General features: G+C 49.4%; 7 protein-coding genes. All 7 read right to left on the bottom strand.

Translation table 11 applies throughout. From position 1 onward, the window contains the following. Positions 1–88 precede the first annotated feature (88 nt). Positions 89–382, bottom strand: a complete 294-nt coding sequence (locus tag J2Z49_RS14460) for a hypothetical protein (RefSeq protein ID WP_307403858.1) — start codon at positions 380–382, stop codon at positions 89–91. Between the two features lie 22 nt (positions 383–404). Beyond that, positions 405–1,331 carry an AAA family ATPase gene (locus tag J2Z49_RS14455; RefSeq protein ID WP_307403856.1) on the bottom strand — a complete coding sequence of 309 codons (927 nt, stop codon included), beginning with the start codon at positions 1,329–1,331 and terminating at the stop codon, positions 405–407. Between the two features lie 90 nt (positions 1,332–1,421). Continuing rightward, positions 1,422–1,724, bottom strand: a complete 303-nt coding sequence (locus tag J2Z49_RS14865; RefSeq protein WP_407650103.1) for a DUF1848 family protein — start codon at positions 1,722–1,724, stop codon at positions 1,422–1,424. A 158-nt stretch (positions 1,725–1,882) separates the two neighbouring features. Continuing rightward, entirely contained in the window at positions 1,883–3,037 is a 1,155-nt protein-coding gene (locus J2Z49_RS14450; RefSeq protein WP_307403854.1) for a hypothetical protein, read from the bottom strand. A 139-nt stretch (positions 3,038–3,176) separates the two neighbouring features. Next, entirely contained in the window at positions 3,177–4,358 is a 1,182-nt protein-coding gene (locus J2Z49_RS14445) for a glycosyltransferase family 4 protein (RefSeq protein WP_307403853.1), read from the bottom strand. Between the two features lie 603 nt (positions 4,359–4,961). Further along, on the bottom strand, positions 4,962–5,618 hold the full coding sequence (locus J2Z49_RS14440) for a transposase (RefSeq protein WP_307403860.1): 657 nt from the start codon (positions 5,616–5,618) through the stop codon (positions 4,962–4,964). A 53-nt stretch (positions 5,619–5,671) separates the two neighbouring features. After that, the gene (locus J2Z49_RS14435) at positions 5,672–6,364 is read right to left on the bottom strand and encodes a transposase (protein WP_307403851.1); all 693 of its coding nucleotides are present in this window, start codon (positions 6,362–6,364) and stop codon (positions 5,672–5,674) included. Between the last annotated feature and the right edge of the window lie 358 nt (positions 6,365–6,722).

Raw genomic sequence — 6,722 nt, 5'->3', positions numbered from 1 at the left:
TTACCGGTTTAAAATGAGAATTTCCTTTGTTCCACCAGCTGGTTGCCCCAATTTAATTTGAAGATTTTTCCCGAATCAATTTGAAAATCTACACAAAAAGAACTACCAGTTCGCTCCCTTCCTGGCTGACTACCCGAAGGCCCTCAATGCTTTCCAGGTCGTCAGGTTGAATTCCAACCGCTTTAATTTTTAACAGCAGATTGGGGTCAAATCCCGGTTCTTGCTTATCTGCCGTTATGACAACCCTTTCCAGTTGCCGGGAAAGTTCCTGTGCATGAGCCCGCGGATCTGACGGGACGGTTACGTTACTTCTCCCCGGTCGAACGCGCCGGGGATTAATCGGCACCAGGCGTTGCAATCTCAAGTGGTTATATCGCTCCAACACAAACACCTCTTCACGGATCTTATAACCTCAATACAATATTCTGCCTTTCCTCCTCACGCTTGCGCGCTTCTTCTACCAGTTCCAAAGTAAGAAACTCCCTTCCTTTGAGAACCATTGTTTTAATGGCTCGGATCAGAATGCGCTCGATGTCGGCATGCGAAAAGCCCTTAAACTGATTGAGAAACGAACGGTCTTCCAGCGGCAGATCGTACCGGACACCCCTCAGTTTAACAATCAGCAACTGCCGAATCTGTTCTAAGTTAGGCCGCTCAAAAAACAGTACCTCATCAAATCTACGCCACAAAGCTTTGTCCAAAAGTCGCTCGTGGTTGGTAGCAGCAATTAAAATACTTTTTCCACGGAAACCATCCATCATCTGCAAAAAAGAATTGACAACCCGCTTGAGTTCTCCATGTTCGCCAAGATCATCCCTGGTCTTTCCAATCGCGTCAAATTCATCAAACAAAGCAACAAAGCAGCTTGTTTCCAAAAAATCAAATACTTTCCGAAGGTTGGCCGACGTTTCCCCCAGGAAGGAAGAAACTACCGCATCAAAACGGACAACCGCCAGTTCCAAACCCAATTCGGCGGCCAAAACCTCTGCCGCTAAAGTTTTCCCGCATCCCGGCGGCCCGCAAAACAAAAGGCGGGAAATGGGTTTTAGACCGTAACTGGCCAGCACTTCGGCACGGCTATTTTCAAGCAACACTTCTTCCAATATAGATTTGTTAACGTCAGAAAGAACTATGTCCTGCAGATACCGCACCGGCTCACGAACTGCAAGGAGCGGCAATCCCCGTTCCCGGTCCCTGGGAATATCATACAATACTCTCGGAAAACTTTTTCTACCCGGGTCCGAATGTTCTCCATAAAGAATACGCTCCAGATCATTAGCCAAAAGATGATGATTTTTTAAGCGCTCTTCCCGGATAACTTCTTCAGCCACCCGGCGAAACTCCTCCCCGCCGTCCCGGGCACCTATTTTAATCAACTGCCTCAGCAGCCTACCGCTGGTCATTTTACTTCACCCACCAGGTTATTTTTTCTCTATATAAACAGTTCTATTAACATAATATTTTGATTCCATTCGTATTTTAATTCCATTCGGTCTTTCAAAACCGTTATTTACCATAGAACCCCAATTCAAATAACCACGAATTAATTGCCCGGATAGACGTTCGTTTCCCGACCGTAGCGAGGCCCGGACGGCCCGGCGGCTAAAGGGATTGCAACTCACCGCCCACCTCTGGCGAACCCGCTGCATAAACCACTCCCCGTAAAAGGCGGGAATGTCGGTGCGCCGGCTGACCGAAACAATCCGGGGCTTATTGAACAGCACATTTTTTCTTCCATCAGGCAGCAATAACCCCCTGCGCTCGCCAGGATTCAGAAAACATTTTTATCAAAAGTTGCCAGAAAAGCCTCGCTACAGGTGAATACCTCGAGTATTTTTCAACTAAAACCAACCAAAGATGCAGATTTATGATCGTGATATAATCATGCCGATAACCGGGGAGCCTCTAAGGTTATTTTCTTTACCCCAATCTGTTCAAAGGCACGGTGCACGGCTATCGGCTTCCCCAATATTGCAATTAGCGTATGGAAAATACAAACCAATCCAGACGGAGCCCAAGGTTCGTGATCGCGAACGAATGACACAATTTTATCCAATTCCATCTTCGCCGCGTCTACTTTTACTGCCTCCCATTTATCTTTTACGCCTGAAGCACGGATGGCTAGCAACTCATCCAACGTGAGTTGAATCCGGATAAATCCCAGCAGACCAAATTGGTAAAATTGAGTATCCAGGCCAAAGCTAACAAACTTGGGCTTTTCCTTATAATCGCGCCCCAACGATATACCCAATTCCTCATAAAGGCCCCGGGCCGCTGCTTTAAAGAAATCAGGCGCCCCCGTTTCGTCATTGTCGAATGGACGTTGTAACCCCTCATTTACCGGCACATTCCAATACCCCGGCCGGGAAAAAGTACCTGGTGAACGTTGCGCGAAAACCATGTATTCATCACGGGTAATGACGGCAAGGTTAATCCCGAAACTATGGGCAAGGAAACTTACCGGCTTCGACCAGGGGTCCAGATCTTTCAAATACTTGCTGCGCAACGTTACACCGGGCAAAGCATCATTTAACGGCCGATCTAAAACAGGAGAAGTGGCCAGAAAATTATAATAGTCGCTGGGACCGAAAATAAACTTTAATCTGCTCCGTTCATCACCGGGTTCGCGGTCAATAACAAAAGAATGAAGGTAATAACGGCTCCCATTCCACGCAGCGCGGAGGTGCGATGCGCTGGCCTGTCGTTGCTCCTCTTCAACAACGATCTTTCTCAGCTTCTGTACTTCCTCCGGTAATTCTACCAGCTCTTTCACATACCGGCATTCAAGATCACCAGGATCATATGCTTCCCCGTGCCCACCATCAATAACTATCCATGGCAACTTTTGTTTGCCCAGCATGAATTCTTCCCCAAAAACTGTCCGCTTCCGGACGAAAATCCGTGCCAAACGTTTAATCTTTCTCCACGTGGATCTGAAAAAAGCTTTAATAGCTCCTTCAAAAACAAATGTTAAGATCGTTCCTATTAACGCACCTACAATATGCGGACGCAATAAAGCCCATATTTCCCCGAACATAGGTTAATCCCCTTTAGCCCGGTTTGCTACTCACCTATGCCAACATACCCCAAACACAAAAAGAAAATGTCACTTGCTTTATAAGCATTCGTTGATCAGCTATCAGGGGGCACTTAACGAAGTTAATATCCGCTTCCTCCTACTTTAGGTAGCGGTCATAGATAGCGGCCATCTCCGTCAGAACTTTCTCCAAGGAGTAGTCCTGGATCTTCTCCCGCCCGGCCGCACCCATGGCGGCCCGCTGCTCAGGATCTGAAACAAGCTTTTCGATGGCCGCAGCCAGGGCATCCACATCGCCAAGCTCCACCAGCAACCCCGTTTTTTCGTGTTCCACCAGATCGCGGTTGCCACGCACATTGGTGGCCACCACCGGCTTGCCGGCGGCCATGGCCTCCATGATGCTTTTAGGTAGGCCTTCACGCTTGGAAACCAGGGTGACAATATCTGTTTCACTAAGAATTTGCGGCACGTCCCTGCGATAGCCCAAAAAATGAACTCTGGGTATCCGCTCTTGCTCCACCCTTTGTTGCAGGACAACCATTTTTTCCCCAGTGCCTACCAACAATAAGTGACCATAACCGTACCTCCTTATAAACGCCCGCCAAGCGTCAAGGAGAAAGGCGTGGTTCTTATTTTCATTCAATTCCGCCACGCAGGTTATTACCACGTCGTCAGGGTCTATGCCCAGCGCAGCACGCACGCTCCCCTTCTCTGCAACCGGGGTAGAGAACTTGCTCAGATCCACCCCAACGCCGTGGACGTAAAAAAGGTTCTTTCCCGCCTCAAAACCAAGCCTTCGGGCGTTATCAAAGTCCTCACCATTCATAACAATCAGCCCGTCCGTCCAAGGGGCGGCCAGGCGCTCGGCATTATAATAAATAAGCCAGTTGCGACGCGGGGCGCCTTTATAAAAATGAAAGCCATGGGCCGTGTATAAAACGGGTCCCTGGTGAGTGGTCTTGGCTAAATACCGTCCCAGGAAAGCGGCCACCGGGGTATGGACGTGGATGAGGTCGAAGCGATGCTCCTTTAACAAAGCTCGCAACCGGCGGTAGGCCAATACGTTAGCGGAGCCGTAAGGGGAACGGGTAAAGGGAACCTCCCAACAGGTCACCCCCTCTGCCTCTACATCCTCCTTGTGCCCTTCGGCGGAAGAAGCCGCCGCGTAAACCTCATAGCCCTTCTCCTGCAACAGCTTCATAAAAGGGATGTGAAAGGCAGCCAAGTGAGTATAGACAGAAGCGATAAACAATACTTTGCCGTTTCCCTGGCAGGGGTAGTTATCCCTCTCCTTTTCTATTTGTGGCTTACAGGCCGCCATTCACCTTATGCCCCTTTCGTTGTAGGCGCCTTCCGAACAAATCATTAACACTTTTGACCGTATAAGAACTTAATATCTCTCTATCCTGATCAGGTGCCTTCTTAGCCAGGCTCCCTAATGCATCAGCGATCCAGCCCAGTTTGCACATTGCCTTCTCGCCCAACCAGAGTGCCAAAACCGGAGACTCCAGGACTACTAAAGGACCGGCGGGTACACCTTCCCAGAAAGCTGGTCATGTATCTCAGTTGCTACAAATTGTTTGGAAGGAGGCCGAGGCCGCGCAATCAATCATGGTCGCAATGAGTTCGGCGGCGCTATAGCTACAGTTATGATGCCTTCTGACTGTGAGATGCTGCCGTAAGATATCGGCAAAGCCAATGGCTTGCTTCAGTCCTTCAAACAAACCAAAGTTACCGTAAGCCGTGACGGTGGTGTTGTCGAAGGTGACAGGCAAGTTTGTTTTATGAGGTCTCTGAAAAATTGGGTCAAAGAACAACCCATCACATCTACCAAGCTACCCATAAAATGGAACAAATTGCGTGGCACTAATTTGAATTGTATACTCTCAAAGCCTTGCCATATTTAGGCTCAGCAGTTCTCACATTACCCTACCAGCACTGCCTTCTTAGCATTTGTTACCATAAAAGTCAAAAAGACCTGTAGAGCCACGCGCTTTATCCCACGATAGCGGACGCGGGCCATCTTATGCCAGGTCTTGGCATGGCCGAAAACCCTTTCTATCCCTTTCCTCACCCTCATGGCTACTTTTAGACATTTGGCGCGTACCTTTTTGAGCGGTGATTCGCTGCGGTAGACCCTTTTATGAGTGCTCCCTTCGCCAAGGCAACCCTGCTTTAAAGGACACTTCTGGCAGTCCTTCTTGGAAAAGTAGTAGATGTAGCCGCCATTTTGGTGCTCAGTCTTACCAATGGAAACCTTACCCTGGGGGCAGACCATGCAGTCCTTTTCACCATCATAAGTGAAGCCAGTTTCCTTCTTAGCGGACGCCCTTTCCGGAATATAAGGCCTGATATTCCTTTCCTGGAGGTATTCATGGATGTTCGGGTAATCATAGCCCTTGTCGGCAGTCAGACGGCGTGGTCGTAAGCCCCTTCTTGAGGTCTCTTCCACTAGTTCGGGCAACTGGGGTGCTTCAGCCTCATTGCCAGGGGTAACCTTTACCGCCGTCACGAAACCTTCCTCGGTGGCCGTAGCGTGCACCTTGTAACCAAAAAAGGGCTCATTCTCTTGAAGCCCCAGCGGGCATCGGGGTCGGCAAAGCTGCCCACTCCTTCACCGTTTAGCACCCTCTCCTAAAGGGCCAGCTCTTCTTTCAGTGCAGGTTCCTCTTTGTGCTGCTTGAGGGCGGCTACCAGCTCCCGGCCCACTTCCTTTTCTGTCGCCAGGAGCTCAGCCTGGGAAGAATACTCCCGGTCAGGCAGGGGTTCGGCATAACGGGAAAGCTTTTTCGCCTCCTCCGGGGACTTTTGGGCCAGAGTTTTAAGCAGCCGTGCTCTGCCCTCCCGCACCAGCGTAAGGGTGTTCTTGGCCGCTGCATGGGCAACCAGCTTCGTGCCGTCCACCAGCACCAATTTGTCCTTGATAAACCCTTTTGCCTGGAGGTCTTCCACCAGCCGGTCAAAAAGCCGGCGGAAACCTTCTTCGCCAAGCCGCCGGCGGAAAACCACCAGTGTGGAGGGATCCGGCACAGGGTCACTCCAGGCCAGGTCGCAAAACCACCGGTAAAGCACGTTATATTGTAGCTCCCGGCACACCTGCACATCGGATAAGTTGGCCCAGATTTCTAAGAACAGGATGCGAAACAGCACCGAGGGAGGAATGCAGGGGCGGCCTGTATCCGGCGAGTAGTGACAGGCAACTTCCTGGTTCACAAAGGAAAGATCCACGTTGTTCTTTATCTTCACCAGGGGATGGTCCTGGGGGATCATCTTTGAAAAGATTTCCTGGTCGAAAAAGTTTAGCTGACCGTCATTTTTCCTAAACAACTAAAGATACCTCCATCTTTTGTGGTTTTATTTTCTATTTCTGCATGGAGGTTCTCTTTTCCTGCTGTAGTGCTACGTGGAGAGCTTCGAAAGCCTGACTTTTTCAGAGATCTCTTTGACCGAAGTTTAAAACTTTTAAATCAAGACCTCCCGAAAATCAAGGGCTCCGGGGCAATAATTAAAGACGTACAATACATTTACCTTTATTTTACAATAATGAGGGTGTATGGTAATCATCGGAAGTCCGAGCATTTTGTTTGCAGGTGCCGTTACCGTCGTTTTTGATTTCAGCTACCTTTAGGGGTGGCCGGATTCCCAGTGCTCTGAATGCTTCATATGCGTTGCCCACCAGTTCCGT

Origin of the sequence: Desulfofundulus luciae (assembly GCF_030813795.1) — a bacterium.
Taxonomy (GTDB): Bacteria; Bacillota; Desulfotomaculia; order Desulfotomaculales; family Desulfovirgulaceae; genus Desulfofundulus; species Desulfofundulus luciae.
Note: the sequence above shows the minus strand (reverse complement) of the source record. Positions and strands in the feature narration are given on the sequence as shown.